Below are 18,908 nucleotides of genomic sequence, written 5' to 3'. Positions count from 1 at the left end.
TAATCTGCTAAATTACCCTTTAAAAGGAGGATTTAATCATGCAACAGGAAGCTTTAGGAATGATCGAAACCAAAGGTCTCATCGGTTCCATCGAGGCGGCAGATGCCATGGTAAAGGCCGCTAATGTCCATTTAATCGGGGATGTCCTCGTAGGTGGTGGTCTCGTTACCGTCATGGTTCGTGGAGATGTCGGTGCAGTCAAAGCAGCTACAGATGCCGGTGCTGCCGCTGCACAACGTGTGGGTGAATTGATTTCTGTTCATGTTATTCCTAGACCTCATAGCGATGTTGAAATGATTTTACCTAAAGTAAAATAATTAAATTTTAAATTTAGGAGGCGAACGTAATGCAACAAGATGCATTAGGAATGGTTGAAACTAAAGGTTTGGTTGGATCGATTGAAGCGGCTGATGCTATGGTAAAAGCGGCTAATGTTCATTTAATTGGTAAAGTTCTCGTCGGGGGCGGCCTCGTTACCGTCATGGTACGTGGAGACGTCGGAGCGGTCAAAGCCGCTACAGATGCCGGTGCTGCTGCTGCACAACGTATAGGTGAATTAAAATCCGTTCATGTTATTCCGAGACCTCACGCAGAAGTCGAAATGATTCTTCCCCACGATGATTCAGCAAAGGCGTAAAGATGACCAACACCATAGCATTAATCTCCCACTACTAGGAAAGGATGATTCATCGTGGTATTAGATACTGATTTGGCTTCTATTCAAGAATCTCGTCATCTCGTCAAAAAGGCCAAAGAAGCCCAACTCCAATTAGCCCATTTTAATGAGCAGCAAATTGATAAGATATTGGTATCCATCGTTGAAGCCATCGAAGCGAATGCTGAAAGATTGGCACGGATGGCTTGTAAGGAGACTGAATACGGTATCGTTGAGCACAAAATAGCCAAAAATCTTTTTGCCTCGAGGGAGGTCTATGAATCAACAAAACATATCAAAACCATCGGCACGATCAGTGAAGATTCCTACGCGAAAGTCATTCGCTATGCCGCCCCTATGGGTGTATTAGTAGGAGTTACACCTCGTACCAATCCCACCTCAACCATCATTCACAATGCCCTTTGCGCCATCAAGGGAGCTAATTCCATCGTCTTCTCCCCCCATCCCTTTGCTGTCCAATGCGGATGTGCCACTGCAGAGCTTATCAATGAGGCTGCCGTCAGGGCCGGAGCTCCTGACGGGGTGTGTTCATGCCTCAGCCTAACCTCCCTCCAAGCTACCAATGAACTGATGCACCACAGCGATGTGGCCGCGATTATCGCGACAGGTGGACCAGGCTTAGTTAAATCGGCATACAGTGCCGGTAAACCAGCCTTTGGGGTGGGATCGGGTAATGTTCCTGTCTTCATTGAGCGAACTGCAGATGTCAAGCAAGCCGTCTCTGATATTATGGTCAGCAAAACCTTTGATAATGGAATGATCTGTGCTTCAGAGCAGTCGATTATTGTGGACCAGCCTATCCAAGATGAAGTGATAGCCGAACTAAAAAGGCTGGGTGCCTATTTCCTATCTCCAGAAGAAGTGAAAAAAGCCGGTCGCGTCGTGATCACCCCGGCTGGTGGAATGAACAATGCTTTAGTGGGACAACTTCCCGCAGTAATTGCTGAAAAAGCCGGCATCAGCATTCCCCCTGATGCAAAACTGCTCATTGCCCCTATGGATGGTTACGGCAGGGATTATCCTCTATCCCACGAGAAACTCACCACCGTATTAGGCTTTTACGTGGTTAATGACTGGAAAGAAGCCTGTAATCTAAGTATTGAGTTATTAAAGCTCGGCGGGATCGGCCATTCTTGTGCGATTCATTCCCTTAACGAAACGATCATTCACGAATTTCTTCAAAAGCCTGTTTTCCGGATTATCGTCAATACTCCCTCAGCACTTGGTGGCATCGGTCAAACCACCGGCCTCATGCCATCCTTAACCCTAGGCTGCGGTACATGGGGTGGAAGCAGCATCTCGGAAAATTTGGGACCTCAGCATTTAATTAATATTAAACATTTAACCTACGGCATCAAGAAAGCAACCTTCGCTAAAACACAAACTTTTACAACTGCGGCTTCTTCACTTTTACAGCAGCCCAAGGTGGACTCCTTGAACATACAATCAGACGCTATAGAAGATATCGTCAAACAGGTTCTTCAGCAGTTGAAGGTCTGTTAGTATTATGAGTTAGAGCAGGTGAAACACATGGAGAATAGCCAGCTTATTGCGATGATTACTGAAGCAGCTATTAAACAAATCTGTCATAGATCTGAGAACAACAAGATCCCTGTAGCCATATCCAACCGCCATGTTCATTTATCTCAAAGGGATATCAAAATCCTCTTCGGAGAGCATCATACCTTTAAGATCAAAAAAGTTTTGTCTCAGCCTAAGCAATATGCCTGTGAGGAAAAAGTGACCCTCGTGGGGGTGAAGGGAGTCATTGAAAATGTCCGCATTTTGGGACCCTCCCGCACCCACACCCAAGTAGAAATCTCCGTTTCTGACGGGATTAAACTCGGTATCAGCCCTCCCGTCAGAGACTCCGGCGATTTAGCAAACTCAGCCAGTATTACTCTCGTAGGCCCTTTAGGCTGCCTCACTTTACAAGAAGGCGTCATCGTTGCCGCTCGTCATATCCATATGCATACTACAGATGCAGAACGTTTCGGAGTAAAGGATAAAGAGCGGATCAGTGTCACCGCTGCCGGTCCACGAGGATTAGTATTTAACGAAACCTTAATTCGTGTCAGCGAACACTATAGATTGGAAATGCATATCGATATTGACGAAGCTAACGCAGCCAGCCTGCACAATCAGGATTATGTAGAAATACATCAAACGCACTCCAACACTCAGAAGTCATTCCTATAAATTCTACTATCCTAAATTTTTTATATCTTTAAAAGGAAGGAGACGTATGGAAACCAAAGTTCCCACACGTCTCCTTTTGGTAATCTTTTATATTTTTCTGTTTTCCTTGTCTCTTAAATTATGGGCTAGTGGGAAATTTGTAGGCTAACAAAGGAGGATAAGTCATGAACACCTATGCTCTTATACTAATTATACTCACGGCCTCAACCATACAAGCCACCACTGGATTCGGTTTTGCCATCATGTCCATTCCCTTTCTCCTCCTCTTGTTTGACCCCCGTGATGCTATCCAATTAAATATTATACTTGCGCTTATCATCTCCCTCATGATGATTTATAAAATCCGCCATACTGTTAATGTCAGGACTCTGAAACGATTAATCCTTGGCAGCTTATTAGGTACTCTGCCTGGACTCCTCATCTTCACTATGGATGCCCGGCCATTAAAAGTATTCATTAGTGTGTTATTGATGGTCTCGACATGCTTATTGGCCACAAAAGTTCGCATAAAAGAAAGTGACAGGAAGGAACTCCTGGTAGGGGTGTGTTCTGGATTTCTCACCACAAGCATCGGCATGCCCGGTCCTCCCCTGATGATCTATTATGCAGGAACGAACCTTGATAAAGCTACCATACGCAGTACAACCGTCGCTTATTTTGTGTTTATTAATCTGATCAGTATTCTACTGCAACTCTTCCTTTATGGCAGTACTCCCATAGTCTGGGAGGCCACACTGATTTCTATTCCTTTCATGTTGCTGGGCATTATTCTTGGACAATTTGTCTTTGTCCGTCTTAATCAACAACATCTGCAAAAGATTATTTATCTTTTATTACTTTTTACCAGTATCTACTTACTTTTGACGACAATGATAGTCCCGTAAATGTCAAAGAGACCCCCCGAAGGTCTCTTTTCTCTTTCTAAAAAAATACGCTATTTTTCATTTTATGGATGTTATATTTATGCATGGTAATGTATAATTATATAAAGCTCTTGTGCGTACCATTTTCAACACAAAGTAAGGAGGGGTTATCCAATGCCTAAAAGAGAAGATATTAAAAAGATAATGATTATCGGGTCCGGCCCCATCGTCATCGGGCAGGCCGCCGAATTTGACTATTCAGGGACGCAGGCTTGTAAAGCCCTTAAAAATCTAGGTTATGAAGTGGTGTTGGTGAATTCCAATCCGGCCACCATTATGACAGACCCTAGTACCGCCGATGCCACATACATCGAGCCCCTCAATGTCCGGAGAATCACCGAGATCATCGAGAAGGAACGGCCCGATGCCCTCTTGCCCAACTTGGGAGGCCAATCAGGGCTTAACCTGAGTTCTGAACTGGCCAAAGCAGGGATTCTTGATCACTATGGAGTGAAAGTCATCGGGGTACAGCTGGATGCCATCGAGCGCGGTGAAGACCGGATCGCCTTTAAGGAAACCATGGAACGCCTGGGTATCGATATGCCCAAAAGCAGTCCCGCTTACAGTGTGGAAGAAGCAGAGAAAATCGCTCAAGAACTGGGCTATCCCGTGGTGATTCGTCCCGCCTACACCCTGGGCGGCACTGGAGGCGGCCTGGTCTACAATGTGGAAGAATTGAGAACTATCGTAAATCGGGGTATCTCTGCCAGCATGATCGGGCAGGTTCTGGTGGAGGAATCCGTCCTGGGCTGGGAAGAGCTGGAGCTGGAAGTGGTCCGGGATTCCAAAAATCAAATGATCACCGTGTGCTTCATTGAAAACATCGATGCCATTGGGGTCCATACCGGGGATTCCTTCTGCAGCGCTCCCATGCTAACCATCTCTCAGGAACTCCAGGGAAGGCTCCAGAAATACGCCTACTCCATCGTGGAAGCCATCGAAGTCATTGGTGGGACCAATGTTCAATTCGCCTACGATCCCAAAACCGACCGGGTGGTTATCATCGAGATTAATCCTCGTACTTCCCGCTCCTCCGCCCTGGCTTCCAAAGCCACAGGGTTCCCCATCGCCCTGATCTCTTCCTTGCTGGCTGCCGGTCTGACCCTGGATGAAATCCCTTACTGGCGGGAAGGAACCCTGGATAAATATACTCCCTGGGGTGACTACGTCGTAATCAAATTCGCCCGCTGGGCCTTCGAAAAGTTCAAGGGTGTGGATGACAAACTGGGCACTCAAATGCGGGCCGTAGGTGAGGTCATGAGCATCGGCAAAAATTACAAGGAAGCCTTCCAAAAAGCCATTCGTTCCCTGGAAATAGGCCGTTACGGCCTGGGCTTTGCCAAGGACTTTAACGACAAGACTCTCCCCGAACTTTTGGAGCTGCTTAAGACCCCTACCAGTGAACGGCATTTTATGATGTACGAAGCCCTGCGCAAGGGGGCTGACCCGGTGGAACTGACCGCCATCACCCATGTCAAGACCTGGTTCATTGAGCAGATGAAGGAACTGGTGGACCTGGAAGAAAGGCTTCTTACTTACCAGGGCAAGGAGTTCCCCGCCGAACTCCTGATTCAAGCCAAAAAAGACGGTTTTGCCGACCGCTATCTGGCGAAACTCTTAGCCGTCTCCGAAGCGGAAGTCCGCCGACAGCGTCTCGGACTGGGGTTGACCCAAGCCTGGGATGCCGTACCCGTAAGCGGAGTGGAAAACGCCTCCTATTATTACTCCACCTATAATGCGCCGGACAAGGTCACCACCAGCCACAAGGAAAAGGTCCTCATCCTGGGCGGCGGACCCAACCGCATCGGCCAAGGCATCGAATTTGACTACTGCTGCGTTCATGCCGCTTTCGCTTTAAAAGACCTGGGCTATGAGACCATCATGATTAATTGCAACCCCGAGACCGTGTCCACAGATTATGACACGTCAGATAAATTGTATTTCGAGCCTCTGACCGTGGAAGATGTCTTAAGCATCTATGAAAAGGAACGCCCCATCGGTGCCATCGTCCAATTCGGAGGCCAAACGCCTCTGAATATCGCCGCCCAACTTCAGGAGGCTGGAGTAAGAATTCTCGGTACCGTACCGGAAGTCATCGACCAGGCCGAGGACCGGGATCAATTCCGCAAAATGATGGAGAAGCTGAATATTCCCATGCCCCAGGCAGGTATGGCCAGTACCCTGGAGGAAGCTTTAGCAGTGGCGGAGAACATCGGTTATCCCGTCATGGTTCGTCCTTCCTATGTCTTGGGGGGCCGGGGCATGGAAATTGTCTTTGATGAAGAGCAACTGAAAGAGTATGTGGCGGCCGCCGTGGACATTACCCCGGAACGCCCCATCCTTATCGATAAATTCCTGGAAAACGCCATCGAAGCGGAAGCGGATGCCATCTCAGACGGTGCCCATGCTTTCGTCCCCGCCGTTATGGAACATATCGAGCTGGCGGGGATCCACTCCGGAGACAGTGCCTGCGTCATACCTCCTCTGACCATTGCCGACCACCACCTAAATACCATCATCGATTATACCCAGCGGATTGCTCAGGAACTCCATGTCGTAGGACTCATGAATATCCAATACGCCATTGCCGGGGATAAGGTCTACGTCCTGGAAGCCAATCCCAGGGCTTCCCGTACCGTACCTTTAGTCTCCAAGGTCTGCAATATCCCTATGGCACGGCTTGCCACAGAATTGATCCTGGCCGACTATACCGGGCAAAAGACCGATATGGCAGTAAACTTCAAACCCGCTCAGATCGCCCATTACGGTGTCAAGGAAGCGGTCTTCCCCTTTGACAAATTCCCTGAAGTGGATCCCGTTCTCGGTCCGGAAATGCGTTCCACAGGAGAGGTCCTGGGCATGGCCGATACCTTCGGGCTGGCCTATTTCAAAGCCCAGGAAGCGACTCACTCCCCCTTACCCTTCAGCGGAACCGTACTCATGAGCATCGCAGAACAGGACCGCTCTTCAGTGGTGGTCGAGACCGCCAAGGAATTCCTCAAACTGGGCTTTAAGATTAAAGCCACCCAGGGGACCCAAAAATTCCTCAAGGATCATGGAATCGAAGCCGAATTCATCCACAAAATAGAGGAAGGCCGTCCCAACATCCCCGATGGCATCATGAACGGCGAGATCCAATTGATGATCAATACACCGATTGGAAAACTCAGTGTGAAGGATGATTCCTATATCCGCAAAACCGCTATCAAATATAAAATCCCCTATATCACTACCACCCCTGCCGCTCTAGCCAGTGCCAAGGGAATCGCCGCGTCTCAGGAAGCCGCCGCCAATAAGACCGTGGTTAGGTCCTTGCAGGAATATCATGGTGAGATCGTGTGATTTAGACCGTTGACGGTCCCCTTGGTTGACGGGGATACCGCCATGGGCACCATACTGCGCTACGGCTCCGAAGGGGATACCAGCTGCTGCCAGATTCGACTTTTTTTATCCTTATATCGGGTGTTGATTAAGCTTGATTATAAAAAAACAGTAGATCGCGATGATCTACTGTTTTTACATGACTTTATTTAATGTGTAAGCTCATTAAAGACGAACAACTCAACCTGATTAGAAATTGCCGTCTTTTTTCATTTCATTGAGCAGTTGCTGAGCCATTCTTAGATAATTATCCCATGCGGTGTTGCGTGTGGTATAACCACTTTCTGCATAATTACCGGTATCACCAATGGCTGGAAGCTCGGATAGATCCAAGAGGTTTTGTGTTTTGACGACTTGTTCGTTTAAAGCATCCATTTGAACATTAAATCCAATACGGGAAGGCTCTTCATATTCTACACTGTCATATTTGGATTGTCTGTAAAACTTTTTCAAGTTTGTGTTGTCGATTTCTTCTGGAGTGTCTGCAAAGATTTCATCATACTTTACAGAAATGATCTTTTTATCTTCGACAACTATTTTGAGAAGACCTGTGAGTCCACCTTCAAGTTTTTCAGCAATGCTGTAATACTTTTGATTCGATGGTGCATTCAAAGAACCTTTCAGCTGCTCTGCCAGTGGAAGCATGGATTGCTTGATACTGTTGGACGCACCGGAAACCATATCAAATTCTCCAGTAAGGGTTTGCTTCTCGATCATTTGCTTTTCCACCATAACTACACTTTGAATCCAGGCTGCTCCTTTGCGCTCTCCCATTGTGAAGTTATATTCAGACATCCGTTTGGGAACATCTTGATAAATACGATGGTAGTAATTTGGACGCGTCGTTTCGTTAAATTCGACATGAACTATTTTATCATCATTTTTAACCACCTCTAGGGTTCCCAGGTGTCCTTGACGGAAATGTTCTTCGATTTTATAGTAATCCCCTTTGGTAATCCCTAGCTTCGGTTGAATACTCCATTCGAGATCAAATTTCTTTTTTTCCGGCTGAACACTTGCGTTTTGTGTTTCCTGAGTTTTGGGTACCTCTGGCGCCGTACTCTCTTGACCGCAACCTGTCATTGTTGTTACCATCGCAGCAAGTAGCACTCCTGTAAGCCAACTTTTTTTACCTAATACCATCCTTATCGCTCCTTTTTCTATATCGAGCTTGAGAAGCTCTTTGTGATGGTTTTATCATACAAGAGCTTCCCCTGCATGTGAATGTAATTACTAAGGGTTATCCCCTGACAAAACACGGATTCGTATGTTACGTTCCTATCGCTCATCCTTTTTCATGGCCCTGTACACCATAGGTGGCATTCCCGTATATTTCTTAAATAACTTCCCGAAATACTCTGCATCACTAAAACCCAGGAGATGGGCTATTTCATAGTTTTTTAAGGCATCTTTTTCAACCAATCTTTTTGCCCGTTCTATTTTGATAAAAGTAATATGCTCTCCTACGGTTATTCCCGTCTCCTGTTTGAACAGATCACCGACATAATTCTTCGTCAAATAAAATGCTTCTGCAATTTTTCCGAGACTAATCTGATTTTCAATATGCTCAATACAAAAAAGACATACCTCTCTTACTAGGGCACTGCGTTCAGACCGCAAAACAAATCGATTCAGTGTGTCCATCAGCCTTTCAACATGCTCCATGAATCGCTCCTTCAGGACTTGAAGCTCCGCTTTCTGAGGGGAGGGATTTTCCAGATAATGCTCTACTGTGATGTACTTCTCAAGCCAGGGATATGCCTCTTGTATGGACATGAAAACTTCATCATAAATTTTTTGCAATACCAGAGCCCCTTTAATCCGATCATGCCCTACCCCCTCACACACTTCATCAAGCATCATCTCTATTCCCCTTAAGGCTCCCTTTTCTCCTTGATCCAGCTGCTTCAAAAGGCTTCTCAGCTGTGCCTCAGGATAATAGATATCTACCTTTTCAACCAGCTGTTCCTCTAATGTCTTTACATATTCATTGGCCTTTTTCTTGTCCAATAGATGTTTTTTTGCTTTTTCGAGCACCTGTTTTAGGTCATCATGGACAACAGGCTTAATCAAATAATCAAAAACACCGTATTGAATCGCATGTTTTGCAAAGTTAAATTCACTGTGCACGCTCAAAAATACGACGCAAGAAGCTAATCCCCGCTCTTGTACTTCTTTTAATAGTTCAATTCCATTGATGACTGGCATTTCAATATCCGTAATCAAGAGGTCTACAGGATGCTCCCGAAGCTTTTCAAGGGCTTCTTGACCATCCGATGCCTGTGCCACGATGCGAAAATCCGTTTCATCGCTCCATAAGGTTAACCGCTTAATCTGTTTTATCATAATATCCATATCATCGACAATCATTACCTCAAACATTTTCGCCCTCATCTATGTTGTTTTTTTCTAAGGGTAAAGCAAAATAAAGTTGTGCTCCTTCATTAACTCGTCCCTCAATCCAAACTCTTCCTCTATGTTTCTCAAGTATTTTTTTCACAGTAGCAAGTCCTATACCCGTTCCTTCAAAATCCTGCTTACGGTGCATTCTTTGGAATACGTGGAATAACTTACCGGCGTACTTCATATCGAAACCAACACCATTATCTTTAAAGCAGAATACCCATTCTTCAGCATGTTTGACACTGTTTACGTTCAGGATTGCCTGTTGACGCCCTTTAGTAAATTTAAACCCGTTGGAAAGAATATTTTCAAGGGCTTGCCGTAAGAGTACTTTATCCCCTGTTACCATCGGCAATTCATTCTCAATGACCAAATCCACGTTTCGATCAGGATGAGCTACCTTAAGTTCTTCATAAATATTGAGAATAAGGTCTGCTAGGTTTACTGGTTGGAGTGCCAATTCTTGCTTTGACGTTATGGAATACTCCAACAAACGATGAATCAATGTGATCATATCTTGGCAAATTCCTTTAATGCTCCCTAACATTTCATTGGTCTCTGGATTAAGTTGTTTTCCATAATCCTCAAGAATAAAATTGCTATATCCTTCAATAGCTCGGATAGGCGCCCGCAAATCATGGGATATGGTATAGGCAAATCCCTCCAATTCGCTGACTGCATTTTGCAGTTCACCTGTGCGTAAGAGAATCCGTTGTTCCAGCTCGTCATTAAGCACCCGAATATCTCCTAACGCCTCCTCTAATTGGCGCTCTCGAATTCTCAGCTGCGCTTGTGTCTCCACCACGCGCTGAACAAAGCGAATGGTGATCCCACCCATAATAAAAAACAAAATAATTGCAAATAAGAAGGTGACTCGGGTTTCTTCACTGGGATTGAGATTCCATGAAAAAAAGGGGATCTCATCCGAAATATAGTTGTAAATTCCTAATACAGCTAAGGTAAAACATAAACCGAAAAGAACAATTGCGGACAAAATATACGTGTTATATCTTGCTCCACTAGAGATGGGGAGGTTAAAAAATTTGCGAACAAAAGGAAGGAGGAGCACTGCATCGCAAAAGCCTAATAAAATGGATTCGACAATGATTCCCTTGATTACGAATAAAAGAATAATCCCCATATCTATTTCCGTATAGGCTTGAGGATTCCAAAACGGTGTAATCACTTCATTGAATCGAATAAGTATCGGGAATAGAGTGATATAAACCACAAATCGGATAAGCACATATATCAACTGTAGAAAGTAGAGATTATAGACTCTCTTCTTTGATTTCTGGCGTTTTTCACTCCCATATCCGTGAATAAGAACCCAAAGCAAAAGAGATAGGGAAGGAATCAGCGATGCCCAACCGTTATAACTCCCTAGAATAAACGGATAAAAAATAATAGGGCTGGCTACAACACTAATAACACCATACTTAGTCCCCCAGGCTAATGCCACCAACAAGGGAAGCATCAAACTCCATGTAATGTTAATGGAAAACCCATTAAAATCAAATCGACTTGCAAAGAAAACCCCGACAAAACTAATCAATCCAAACAAAATCGATATGAAGGTCCTGTAACGTTGGCTCATCTTTATCTCCTTAAGTAAACTCTCTAACTATCTTCTTAGTTATACCTCTATTTTTATCGATTTATCATCGGATGACAAGTCTTTTACTTTTTGCTTCGGTACATCTGTGATTTAGATCGTTGACACTCTCCTTGGTTTTAGGATATGATTTCATTAAACCTTGGCTCTGATTTTGGTTATAGACCCACTATATATAGTGTCTCTTCACTAATTTTTATCTATATATGGTGTTCGATAGGATTTTGATGTATAATAAAACTGATCCATTGATCAAGGAATCTCATAGGTGACTGTGTGACCACAGGTGAAAAGGGAAGCCGGTTAGAATCCGGCACGGTCCCGCCGCTGTAAGGGAGATATGCTTCTTGGCATGACCACTGAAAAGGTTTTCGGGAAGGTAAGAAGTATAGATGATCCTAAGTCAGAAGACCTGCCTATGGGTATACCACCAACTCTACGGAGTATAGAGTATGTTGGACTGCTAATGGCATGTTGTTTTTAGCTTCTCGACATCTCTGTCGGGAAGTTTTTGTTTCTTTATCAGATGTCAGGAGATTAGATTGAGAAAAGAGGTAGATTTTATTTGATTACTAAGATTCGCAAGCGAGACGGACGAGAAGTTCCCTTTAACATTGAGAAAATAGCCAGCGCCATCTTTAAGGCGGCCAGCGCCACAGGAGGCAAGGACTATCAATCCTCCCTCCTTCTTGCTGAGGAAGTGGTCAACTACCTCGAGATCAACCTACATAAAAGAGTTCCTTCCGTGGAGGAAATTCAGGACGCTGTAGAAAAGATTCTTATCGAAAAAGGCCACGCCCGCACAGCCAAAGAGTTCATTCTCTATCGGGCAGAACGGACCCGGGTCCGGGAAATGGATACCCGGCTTATGAAAGTCTATGAGGATCTCACCTTTAAAGAAGCCAAAGACAACGATATGAAGCGGGAAAACGCCAATATTGACGGGGATACCGCCATGGGCACCATGCTGCGCTACGGCTCCGAAGGGGCTAAACAATTCAATGAGATGTTTGTCTTAAAGCCAGAACACTCTAAAGCCCACAAAGAGGGAGATATTCACATCCATGATATGGATTTTCTCACCCTCACCACCACCTGCTGCCAGATCGACATTATAAAACTCTTCAAAGAGGGCTTTGGGACCGGCCACGGCTTCTTAAGAGAACCCAACGATATCCAAAGCTACAGCGCTTTGGCTTGCATCGCCATTCAATCCAACCAGAACGACCAGCACGGCGGCCAAAGCATCCCTAATTTTGATTATGGCATGGCACCCGGTGTGGCCAAAAGCTATATTAAACTTTACAGACAAAACTTGCTCAAAGCCTGCGAGCTTTTATTCCCTCAGGAGATGGATTCGGAAGAGCTGGAAGCCCATCTTAAGGATGTGTTCTCCACTCTGGAAAACCAAGGGGGATATACGCCCACCCTTTCCCCTGATCCGGGCTATTTTGAGCAGGAATTAGCTCTGCTCCAAAACCTTCCTAACCTTAAACTGGACAAGCCTACCCTTCGGAAGGCCCAGGACTTTGCCGCTAAAAAGGCTCTCGCCGAGACGGATAAAAAAACCTATCAAGCTATGGAAGCCCTGGTCCATAATCTCAACACCATGCACAGCCGTGCCGGAGCCCAGATTCCCTTCAGCTCCCTCAATTACGGCATGGACACCACCCCGGAAGGCCGTATGGTGGTCAAAAATCTTCTCCTGGCTACAGAAGCAGGTCTGGGCAACGGGGAGACCCCCATTTTCCCTATCCATATCTTCAAAGTGAAGGAAGGGATCAATTATAATCCCGGGGAGCCCAACTACGATTTATTCCAGCTGGCCTGCCGGGTGAGTGCCAAAAGACTCTTCCCTAACTTCTCCTTCCTCGATGCTCCCTTTAACCTGCAATACTATGTCCCCGGCAGACCTGAGACGGAAATTGCCTACATGGGCTGCCGCACCCGGGTCATCGGCAATAGTTACGATCCTTCCCGGGAAACCATCTTTGGCCGGGGGAATCTTAGCTTTACCACCATCAACCTCCCCCGTCTCGCCTTAAAAAGCAACAAAAACCGCACTGAATTCTTTACCATGCTGGATGAGAAAGTTGACCTCGTCATCAACCAGCTCTTGGAACGCTTTGAGATTCAAGCCCGCAAAAAAGTCAAGAACTTCCCCTTCCTCATGGGGCAGGGGATCTGGCTGGACTCTGACCAATTGGGCTGGGATGATGAGATCCGCGAAGTGCTGAAGCACGGAACCCTTTCCATGGGCTTTATCGGACTGGCCGAGTGCCTTATAGCCTTAACCGGACGGCATCACGGGGAATCGGAAGAAGCCCGCCAATTGGGACTGGAGATTGTCCAGCATCTGCGCCGACGCATGGATGAAGCCGGGCAGGAATACGGGCTGAACTTCTCTCTCTTAGCCACTCCTGCCGAAGGCCTCTCCGGCCGCTTCATTAAGATGGATCAGGAGCTTTTCGGCAGCATCCCCGGTATCACGGATAAAGAATACTACACCAACAGCTTCCACATCCCCGTCAGCTTCCCCATCCCTGCCTTTCACAAAATTAAAATCGAAGCACCTTATCATGAATTGACCAATGCCGGCCATATCACTTATGTGGAGGTGGACGGCGACCCGGCTCAAAATGTGGAGGCCTTTGAGAAAATCATCCGCTGCATGAAAGAATCCGGCATCGGCTTCGGCGCCGTCAATCATCCTGTGGATCGGGATCCCATCTGCGGATATACAGGAATCATCGGCAACGAATGCCCTCGCTGCGGCAGAGCAGAAGGTGCCACCCCCTTTGAGCGCATCCGCCGCATCACCGGCTATTTGGTCGGCACCCTGGATCGTTTCAACGACGCCAAAAAGGCCGAAGTCCGGGATCGGATTAAACACCTGAATTGCCTCCACTCCTCTGCGGATCAGAGGGAGGTCTGATGATGGACTTCCAGATCCGGATCGCAGGAATCATTGAAGAATCCATTGTCGATGGCCCGGGCATACGTTTGACGGTCTTTGCCCAAGGATGCCCTCACCACTGCCCCGGCTGCCATAATCCTGAGACCCATTCCTATGAAGGAGGAAAAAGCATCCCTATCTCAGAGATTCTCAAAGGTTTGGCGATGAATCCCCTCCTTGACGGCATCACTCTAAGCGGCGGGGAACCCTTTGCCCAAGCTGAAGGTTTTGCCTTATTGGCACAGTCCGCTAAGCAAAGGGGCTTCCACGTCATGACTTACTCTGGGTATACCTATGAAGAACTTACCGCTCAAAGTAAAAAAGAGCCTGCCTGGGCTCTCTTACTTGAGCATACCGATTTATTGGTGGACGGACCATTCGAATCAGCCAACAGAAATCTGCTTCTACCCTTTAGAGGTTCGGAGAACCAACGAATTATCGATGTGCAAGCAAGCCTGAAGCAGGGGAAGGTTGTTTTGGCCTTGGCTTAAATTCGCAAAAGGTTTGGTTAAACTATCCAAGATATGATATATTTAACTTGGAGGAGGGTTAACTATGGATATAGCAGCTTTGTCCGTCGTTTCCAATCAGGTTCAGCTTAAACAGCAAGCTTCAATTTCTGTCATGAAGATGGTTATGAATACCTCTCAGGAACAAACCAATGCCATGCTGGCCATGGCTTCGGGGATATCCAATGAGATGGAGCTATCTGTGAATCCTCAGCTTGGCAGTCAACTTAACGTCTTGGTATAATGATGTCCTTGTGCCCCGATTTATGCGCGGGATAAAAAGGACCGTTGCCGGTGAACATTGTTTTCCGGGCAACGGTCCTTTTTCGTTTATAGGCTTTTTTGTTGATAAGATTATAATCCATATCCTCTTGAATAGTCCTCAAAACAGTCCAGGCAGACCTTTTTCCCCTCCTGGAGCCTGATCTTATGTTCAGGCGCCCCTTCCCCGCAGCTTTCACAGACCACGGTCCTGAAGAGCTGGGCCTGCTTAGGCACAGTAAAACCAGGCTTTTTAAACTCAAACACTTCCTCCACCGGAGCGGTGAGGATATACTTTTGCCGTTCCTGCCGGTCCATTTCCCCTTGAGAGGGTTTCAGAACGATTCTCACACTTTCCCCTGTGGTTCTGTTGAAGAAGCTGAAGGCCATTTTTCCGGTTCCCCGATAGATAAGATTTCCTTTGCCAAAGCTGCATCCCGCAATAACTTGCACAGCATCGACTCCACAGGCATCATTTTCCGTCACGCAAACAATTTCCTCATCACTGGAGAACTTGAGTCCCATTTTTTCCTGGGCCGCTTCACATGCTCTGAAACCAATGGCTAATCCCGGACACTCATGGCCATGAAAGGCCACCGCTTTTTCCCACAACTGCTCATCCATAATCATCCATTCCTTTCTTTATTTATGCATTATGCTTTATTCGTCTTCATAACCTGCTCGGGGAAGGGCACAACCATTTTAACTCCATGGGAATATTCCATAGCCACCGGTATGCCGTACACTTCGCTGATCACCTTAGCATTCATGATTTCTTCGTCGCCATAGGCATAAATTCCTCCGTTTTTAATAAAGAGAAACCGATCACAATAGCGCAAAGCAAGATTCAAATCATGAATGACCATAAGGACACAGATATCTTCCTCCCTGGCGATTTTCTCTACCAGCCCAAGCATATCGTGCTGATTTTTCAGATCCAGGTTGCTGGTAGGTTCATCCAGGAGCAGCACTTTAGGTTGTTGGGTCAAAGCCCGGGCCAGCATTACTTTTTGCAGTTCTCCACCGGAGAGTTCATCGATATAAGAGAGGGCCATATGGGTTAGCTCCAATTTTTCAATCATGGTTTCAACGATCTCATAGTCTGCTTGGGAGGGGCTGAACTTGATATAGGGTTTGCGCCCCAGCATCACGGCATCGAACACTGTAAAGCGGGAGGTTTCACTGTGCTGAGCCACATAGGCCACCTCTTTCGCCACATTGGTCCGGGACATGCTGAACACATTCTGTTCATCCAGTAGAACCTGGCCGGAGCGAGGGGGTAGTATTTTATTGAGGCATTTAATCAATGTACTTTTTCCTGCACCATTATTGCCCAGAATGGCGACACAATGTCCATAGGGAGCTTCGAAGTGTACATCCTCCAGTACAAGGTGGGTTCCATAGTGAAAGCTAAGGTTCTGTACTTTCAGCATCCTATCTCGCCCCCTTGTAAATCAGATATAAAAACAGCGGCGCCCCGAGAAATGAAGTTATAGCACCAATGGGCAAAACCACCGGCGCTACAATGGTTCGGGAACAAAGATCACTTAACAGCAATATACAGGCTCCGGCTAGCATGGAAGCCGGAAGCAAAAACCGATAATCGCTGCCCACGAACCTTCTAACCATGTGGGGAGCCACCAACCCGACAAAATTAATAATCCCCACAAAAGATACGGCACTGGCCGCCAAAAGAGCGGACAACACCATACTGACCAAAATCAGCTGATCCACATGGATCCCCAGACTTCGTGCCGTCTGCAGCCCGCTTTGTATCCCATTGTAGCTCCAGCTTTTGGACATAAAGTAGATAAAAGTCAGACTAAGAATGACAAAGATAAGGACTATTTCATTCCAGCTGGTACGTCCCAGATCTCCAAATGTCCAATAGACCACCGAGGCCAACACTACATCGTCGGCAAAATATTGGGCCAGAGTGGTTCCCCCGCCGAACAGGGAAGAAAGAGCAACCCCGGCTAAGACCATGGAGGCTGGGGTAACGGTTTTAATCCGGGATAAAGCCAGAATGACCAATACGGAAATGATCCCCCCGAAAAAAGCGCATACGGTGACCAGAAAGGGGTTGGTAATACTGATCGCCCCGCTTCCCGTGGCATTATGCTGCACCCCGGCACTAAAGTAGACAATAGCGATGGTGGCACCAAAGGAAGCCCCCTGGGATACCCCCAGGGTTGAGGCAGAGGCCAAAGGATTCCGCAGTACGCCTTGCATGACACAGCCTGCCAGGGCCAAAGCACCTCCCACCACTGTCGCGGTCATGATGCGGGGCAAGCGTACATTCCAAACAATAGCGTTGGCCTGAGTCGTACCTTCCCCTATGAATGTCCGGAAAACCTCTCCCAAGGTCAGACCGGCGGAGCCGGCTGTCATCGAAAACAGGGCCGTACCTATCAGCAGGGTTATCAGGACAAAGAGCACAAAGCGCTTTCTGGCCATATATTTTCCGTAAGCATCCCGATAGTGAAGTTTACCTGAGTTACTGACCAAGTGTAATCTTTCCAAAGGTTAACCCGGCCTCCTTCATTTCGGCATAGATCCCTCTACCCAAAAACTTTGCAATGATTTCATCGGTCTTGGTCTCCATATCAATATCTGCAAACTTCTCAGGGAACAGCACCTTGCCTGCATAATAAGCGTCGGCTATAGCCACCTCACTATTCGTGGAGTAATTATTAAAGCTAATCATGGAATAAACCTTACCTTCTCTCACCGCACGCAAAGAATTGAAGTAATCAGGCTTCTTGGTATATTCCTCATTGACCAGATTCATATTGCCAGGATCGAGAAAGATGTAATCGGGGTCCCAGACCTGGATTTTTTCCCAATCCACATCGAATCCATCTTTCTGACCGGTCTCATCGGCTACATTGATGGCATTAATGGCCTTAAGGGGACCAAAGTTGGCATAGGTTCCGGCGAATCCGTGGGCACCGTTATAGGTTACGGCACCGGTATACACAACCGGTTTGTCCGTATCCGCAATATCCTTGGTCCGGTCATTGAGGTCGGCCCTTAACTGCTCCATATAAGCAGCCAACTCGGCACAGCGTTCCTCTTTGCCAAGAATCTCTCCGATCAATGTCAGGGATTGAGCCGTATCCTCCCCAAACAGGTTGGCCTGAGTCGCAATGGATACTACAGGAATCCCTGTTTTGTTGGCCAGCTGCTCAAGGGCGTCACTATTATAAAAAGTAAAGATGATATCAGGCTGAAGGGCAATAATCTGCTCTTCATAGGCGGTATAACCACGGCCGCCGCCTTTGCCTATACTGGGGAGGTCTTTGAATTGGTCATGATAGACATAGTTATAAGCTCGTTTTATCTCTCTCGTTTTGTCGATATCTTCAATTCCAATTAGAAGATCAGTGGCCTGGGCATAAGCGATTAACCGCAGAGCGCCTGAGCCTGTGCAAACGATGGAATCGATCTTCGCCGGAATCTCCACTTGCCTGCCCATCATATCGGTGACGACCCGGGTAGTGTCCTCCGTCCGGCCAGGAACCGCAGACTCCTGACTTGTACACCCGGTCGCAATAAGCATAAGTGTCAGTAAGATAAGGGTCAATTTTTTCATGGCATTCCTCTCCTTTTTAGAATTTTTTTCTTTTATGGTCTTCAGGCAAATAAGCCGTTTTTTATAAAGAAACTCATTTCATTGATCCCAAACCCAAATGGACCAAAAAATGAGCAAAAAGAGAAGGTATATTGAACCCTGCCAAGGGAATCCAATATCAATTATTTAAAGATTGACCAACCAGAGGAATACAAAAAACCATGAAGCGTCCTCCCTATAGTTAAGGGAAAGAGACCTCCATGGTCTTCGTTATACTATGATGGAGCGGCCCAAGCTGCGGCCCCTTTTAAGCTTAAGTATAGCCTAACAATTCTTTCCTAATCGCACAAGCCCCCTGGGGGGATATTTCTTTCAATATTCTCAACATTTTCATCCCTTGAGGCAAGGCAG

Annotated in this window: 17 protein-coding genes and 1 riboswitch; of the genes, 10 read left to right on the top strand and 7 right to left on the bottom strand. The window is 46.5% G+C overall.

The features are described 5' to 3' along the window. Positions 1 to 38 precede the first annotated feature (38 nt). From eutM to DESDE_RS21760, 7 genes are all read left to right on the top strand, one after another. Positions 39 to 317 carry an ethanolamine utilization microcompartment protein EutM gene (eutM, locus tag DESDE_RS01725; protein WP_014792321.1) on the top strand — a complete coding sequence of 93 codons (279 nt, stop codon included), beginning with the start codon at positions 39 to 41 and terminating at the stop codon, positions 315 to 317. A 29-nt stretch (positions 318 to 346) separates the two neighbouring features. Beyond that, complete coding sequence (locus DESDE_RS01720; RefSeq protein WP_014792320.1) at positions 347 to 637, top strand: BMC domain-containing protein; 291 nt, start codon at positions 347 to 349, stop codon at positions 635 to 637. Positions 638 to 691: 54 nt separating this feature from the next. Then, positions 692 to 2,179, top strand: a complete 1,488-nt coding sequence (locus tag DESDE_RS01715; protein WP_014792319.1) for an aldehyde dehydrogenase family protein — start codon at positions 692 to 694, stop codon at positions 2,177 to 2,179. Between the two features lie 27 nt (positions 2,180 to 2,206). After that, positions 2,207 to 2,875 (top strand): phosphate propanoyltransferase, encoded by a 669-nt coding sequence (gene pduL / locus DESDE_RS01710; RefSeq protein ID WP_014792318.1) that lies wholly within the window; start codon positions 2,207 to 2,209, stop codon positions 2,873 to 2,875. A 164-nt stretch (positions 2,876 to 3,039) separates the two neighbouring features. After that, the gene (locus DESDE_RS01705) at positions 3,040 to 3,759 is read left to right on the top strand and encodes a sulfite exporter TauE/SafE family protein (RefSeq protein WP_014792316.1); all 720 of its coding nucleotides are present in this window, start codon (positions 3,040 to 3,042) and stop codon (positions 3,757 to 3,759) included. A 153-nt stretch (positions 3,760 to 3,912) separates the two neighbouring features. Next, positions 3,913 to 7,140, top strand: coding sequence for a carbamoyl-phosphate synthase large subunit (gene carB / locus DESDE_RS01700; RefSeq protein ID WP_014792315.1), 3,228 nt, complete (start codon positions 3,913 to 3,915; stop codon positions 7,138 to 7,140). Positions 7,141 to 7,182: 42 nt separating this feature from the next. Further along, positions 7,183 to 7,332, top strand: a complete 150-nt coding sequence (locus DESDE_RS21760; RefSeq protein ID WP_019849275.1) for a hypothetical protein — start codon at positions 7,183 to 7,185, stop codon at positions 7,330 to 7,332. Positions 7,333 to 7,368: 36 nt separating this feature from the next. On the opposite strand, the gene DESDE_RS01695 is transcribed toward DESDE_RS21760, so the two are convergent. The 3 genes from DESDE_RS01695 to DESDE_RS01685 form a co-directional block, all read right to left on the bottom strand. Then, on the bottom strand, positions 7,369 to 8,322 hold the full coding sequence (locus DESDE_RS01695) for a hypothetical protein (RefSeq protein WP_014792314.1): 954 nt from the start codon (positions 8,320 to 8,322) through the stop codon (positions 7,369 to 7,371). 135 nt (positions 8,323 to 8,457) lie between these two features. Beyond that, positions 8,458 to 9,561 (bottom strand): response regulator, encoded by a 1,104-nt coding sequence (locus DESDE_RS01690; protein ID WP_014792313.1) that lies wholly within the window; start codon positions 9,559 to 9,561, stop codon positions 8,458 to 8,460. Beyond that, positions 9,554 to 11,179 carry a sensor histidine kinase gene (locus tag DESDE_RS01685; protein WP_014792312.1) on the bottom strand — a complete coding sequence of 542 codons (1,626 nt, stop codon included), beginning with the start codon at positions 11,177 to 11,179 and terminating at the stop codon, positions 9,554 to 9,556. Before DESDE_RS01685 ends, DESDE_RS01690 begins: the two co-directional genes overlap by 8 nt. A 267-nt stretch (positions 11,180 to 11,446) precedes the next feature. Further along, a riboswitch (cobalamin riboswitch) is annotated at positions 11,447 to 11,631 on the top strand. Positions 11,632 to 11,762: 131 nt separating this feature from the next. Between DESDE_RS01685 and DESDE_RS01680 the strand changes: the two genes are divergently transcribed. The 3 genes from DESDE_RS01680 to DESDE_RS01670 all read left to right on the top strand — a co-directional run bounded on the left by DESDE_RS01680 (position 11,763) and on the right by DESDE_RS01670 (position 14,906). After that, positions 11,763 to 14,132: an anaerobic ribonucleoside triphosphate reductase gene (locus DESDE_RS01680; RefSeq protein ID WP_014792311.1), complete on the top strand. Its 2,370-nt coding sequence runs from the start codon at positions 11,763 to 11,765 to the stop codon at positions 14,130 to 14,132. Further along, positions 14,132 to 14,644 (top strand): anaerobic ribonucleoside-triphosphate reductase activating protein, encoded by a 513-nt coding sequence (gene nrdG, locus DESDE_RS01675; RefSeq protein ID WP_019849270.1) that lies wholly within the window; start codon positions 14,132 to 14,134, stop codon positions 14,642 to 14,644. Before DESDE_RS01680 ends, nrdG begins: the two co-directional genes overlap by 1 nt. A gap of 64 nt (positions 14,645 to 14,708) precedes the next feature. Beyond that, on the top strand, positions 14,709 to 14,906 hold the full coding sequence (locus DESDE_RS01670) for a YjfB family protein (protein WP_014792309.1): 198 nt from the start codon (positions 14,709 to 14,711) through the stop codon (positions 14,904 to 14,906). 110 nt (positions 14,907 to 15,016) lie between these two features. Here the strand turns inward: DESDE_RS01670 and DESDE_RS01665 are convergent, their stop codons facing one another. The 4 genes from DESDE_RS01665 to DESDE_RS01650 are packed head-to-tail and all read right to left on the bottom strand — an operon-like array spanning position 15,017 to position 18,518. Continuing rightward, positions 15,017 to 15,547: an FmdE family protein gene (locus tag DESDE_RS01665; RefSeq protein WP_014792308.1), complete on the bottom strand. Its 531-nt coding sequence runs from the start codon at positions 15,545 to 15,547 to the stop codon at positions 15,017 to 15,019. Between the two features lie 29 nt (positions 15,548 to 15,576). Continuing rightward, a complete protein-coding gene (locus DESDE_RS01660) occupies positions 15,577 to 16,356 on the bottom strand; it encodes an ABC transporter ATP-binding protein (RefSeq protein WP_014792307.1) in 780 nt (259 codons plus the stop codon). 1 nt (position 16,357) lies between these two features. After that, positions 16,358 to 17,446 (bottom strand): FecCD family ABC transporter permease, encoded by a 1,089-nt coding sequence (locus DESDE_RS01655; RefSeq protein WP_014792306.1) that lies wholly within the window; start codon positions 17,444 to 17,446, stop codon positions 16,358 to 16,360. Then, positions 17,421 to 18,518 carry an iron ABC transporter substrate-binding protein gene (locus DESDE_RS01650; RefSeq protein ID WP_014792305.1) on the bottom strand — a complete coding sequence of 366 codons (1,098 nt, stop codon included), beginning with the start codon at positions 18,516 to 18,518 and terminating at the stop codon, positions 17,421 to 17,423. The genes DESDE_RS01655 and DESDE_RS01650 overlap by 26 nt, the downstream gene beginning before the upstream one ends. Positions 18,519 to 18,908: the final 390 nt, after the last annotated feature.

This window comes from Desulfitobacterium dehalogenans ATCC 51507 (genome assembly GCF_000243155.2).
GTDB classification, from domain to species: domain Bacteria; phylum Bacillota; class Desulfitobacteriia; order Desulfitobacteriales; family Desulfitobacteriaceae; genus Desulfitobacterium; species Desulfitobacterium dehalogenans.
Note: the sequence above shows the minus strand (reverse complement) of the source record. Positions and strands in the feature narration are given on the sequence as shown.

Coding starts and splice junctions, on each gene's coding strand:
- DESDE_RS01720 (WP_014792320.1), top strand. CDS start 347: ATGCAACAAGATGCATTAGGAATGGTTGAAACTAAAGGTTTGGTTGGA.
- DESDE_RS01695 (WP_014792314.1), bottom strand. CDS start 8,322: ATGGTATTAGGTAAAAAAAGTTGGCTTACAGGAGTGCTACTTGCTGCG.
- DESDE_RS01665 (WP_014792308.1), bottom strand. CDS start 15,547: ATGGATGAGCAGTTGTGGGAAAAAGCGGTGGCCTTTCATGGCCATGAG.
- eutM (WP_014792321.1), top strand. CDS start 39: ATGCAACAGGAAGCTTTAGGAATGATCGAAACCAAAGGTCTCATCGGT.
- DESDE_RS01690 (WP_014792313.1), bottom strand. CDS start 9,561: ATGTTTGAGGTAATGATTGTCGATGATATGGATATTATGATAAAACAG.
- pduL (WP_014792318.1), top strand. CDS start 2,207: ATGGAGAATAGCCAGCTTATTGCGATGATTACTGAAGCAGCTATTAAA.
- DESDE_RS01660 (WP_014792307.1), bottom strand. CDS start 16,356: ATGCTGAAAGTACAGAACCTTAGCTTTCACTATGGAACCCACCTTGTA.
- DESDE_RS01705 (WP_014792316.1), top strand. CDS start 3,040: ATGAACACCTATGCTCTTATACTAATTATACTCACGGCCTCAACCATA.
- DESDE_RS21760 (WP_019849275.1), top strand. CDS start 7,183: ATGGGCACCATACTGCGCTACGGCTCCGAAGGGGATACCAGCTGCTGC.
- DESDE_RS01670 (WP_014792309.1), top strand. CDS start 14,709: ATGGATATAGCAGCTTTGTCCGTCGTTTCCAATCAGGTTCAGCTTAAA.
- DESDE_RS01650 (WP_014792305.1), bottom strand. CDS start 18,518: ATGAAAAAATTGACCCTTATCTTACTGACACTTATGCTTATTGCGACC.
- DESDE_RS01685 (WP_014792312.1), bottom strand. CDS start 11,179: ATGAGCCAACGTTACAGGACCTTCATATCGATTTTGTTTGGATTGATT.
- carB (WP_014792315.1), top strand. CDS start 3,913: ATGCCTAAAAGAGAAGATATTAAAAAGATAATGATTATCGGGTCCGGC.
- nrdG (WP_019849270.1), top strand. CDS start 14,132: ATGATGGACTTCCAGATCCGGATCGCAGGAATCATTGAAGAATCCATT.